This is a genomic window from uncultured Cardiobacterium sp., assembly GCF_938028185.1.
Taxonomy (GTDB): domain Bacteria; phylum Pseudomonadota; class Gammaproteobacteria; order Cardiobacteriales; family Cardiobacteriaceae; genus Cardiobacterium.
In genome coordinates, this window is the sequence record NZ_CALJAH010000396.1 from 1 (window position 1) to 1,383 (window position 1,383).

Consider the following 1,383-nt stretch of genomic DNA (forward strand, 5'->3'; position numbering starts at 1 on the left):
CCGGGTCGTTACCGGCGTGCGAGGCGACGCCGTGGTAGGTGATGATGAAGGTGGCGTTGCCTTTGCGGCGGTTCACCAGCGAGCCGTCGGCGCGCGCCGATTCGCAGACCAGCACGCGGTCGGCTTTTTTCGCCTCTGCCAGCAGCCACGGGTCGGAGTGAATGGAGCCGATTTCTTCGTCCGGGTTGTGCAGTACGCCGATGGAGAGTTTGTCGCGCACCGCCGGGTCCAGTTCGGAGAGCGCGGCGTAGATGGCGATGACGCCGTTTTTCATGTCGGCAACACCGGGGCCGTAGGCGCGGTCGCCTTCTACCTTGAACGGGCGCGCGGCGGCGGTGCCTTCGGGGAAGACGGTGTCAATGTGACCAACGAGCAGCACGTCGTAGTGGTCGGGATTCTCGCGGTTGGTGATGAGCAGGCCGGGGCCGACTTCGTCATGCAGGTGTTGGCGCTTGATGTGCCAGCCGCCGAGCGCGGTGTATTTTTCGGTGAGCATATCGGCGATTTTGCCAACGCCGGCGGGCTGGTAACTGCCGCAGTCGGTGTTGATGAAGGGTTTTAAGTGTTCTAAAAAGGTTTCTTTTTTCATGACTTTGCTCCTAAACGATGATTTGCATGACGAACAAGGCGAGCAGGGCGTTGATAATGGAGATCAGCACCATCACCGGGATATATTTGCCGGGGGTGCCGACGACGCCGAGCAGTCGCCCGATGTATTGCACCTGCGAGCCCATGAGGTACATCGCCGGGGCGATAACGGCGATGTCGTGCAGGCTGAGGGTTCCGGCGGCAAACAGACTGGAGGCGACGCCGACACCGCCGCCCATCGACAACCAGGCAGCGAGCAGCACCATCAGTGCTTCGCCGGGCAGGCCAAAGATTTTCATCACCGGGCCGCAGACCGTGCCGATCAGGTCGAGAATGCCGGTGAGTTTGAGGACGTAGATGAGGATAAAGGCCATCAGCACGTTGGGCAGCATACTGCCGGTGGCGATGCCCCAGCCGCGCTTGACGCCGCTGACGAAGACATCGGTAATCATCTGTTTTTCTTGTACATCGCTCATGGTTGCGCTCCTTCCTTGCCGACGGTGAGGCGGAGGTAGAGCCGCATCAGGTTCGCGCCGACGAATTTGAAGATGAAGATGACGCCGAGGCAAATACCAACGCTGGCAGGGACTTTCGCCGCATCACCGCCCGCCACCGCTGCGGCAGTCAGGCCGAGCAGCGCCGTGCCGGTGGAGAGGAAATTGGTAATCGGCGCGCCCGCGCTGAACTGGAACATCGCAAAAATATCGCGTTCCTGCGCGGTCAGCTTGCCCTCGTCGTAGAGCGCGCGGGTCAGCGCCGCGCCCGCATCGGTGCTTTGGAAACTGGCAATCATCG

The 1,383-nt window shown here is 61.4% G+C and carries 2 protein-coding genes and 1 pseudogene; all 3 read right to left on the bottom strand.

Annotation, left to right across the window (positions count from 1 at the left end):
• On the bottom strand, positions 1 to 589 hold a 589-nt coding region (locus tag Q0349_RS11500), incomplete at its 3' end, for a M20/M25/M40 family metallo-hydrolase (protein WP_298081118.1).
• Between the two features lie 10 nt (positions 590 to 599).
• Positions 600 to 1,064, bottom strand: coding sequence for a YjiG family protein (locus Q0349_RS11505; protein ID WP_298081119.1), 465 nt, complete (start codon positions 1,062 to 1,064; stop codon positions 600 to 602).
• Positions 1,061 to 1,383 (bottom strand): annotated as a pseudogene (locus tag Q0349_RS11510) (YjiH family protein); the annotation flags it as partial. The pseudogene Q0349_RS11510 and the gene Q0349_RS11505, both read right to left, overlap by 4 nt.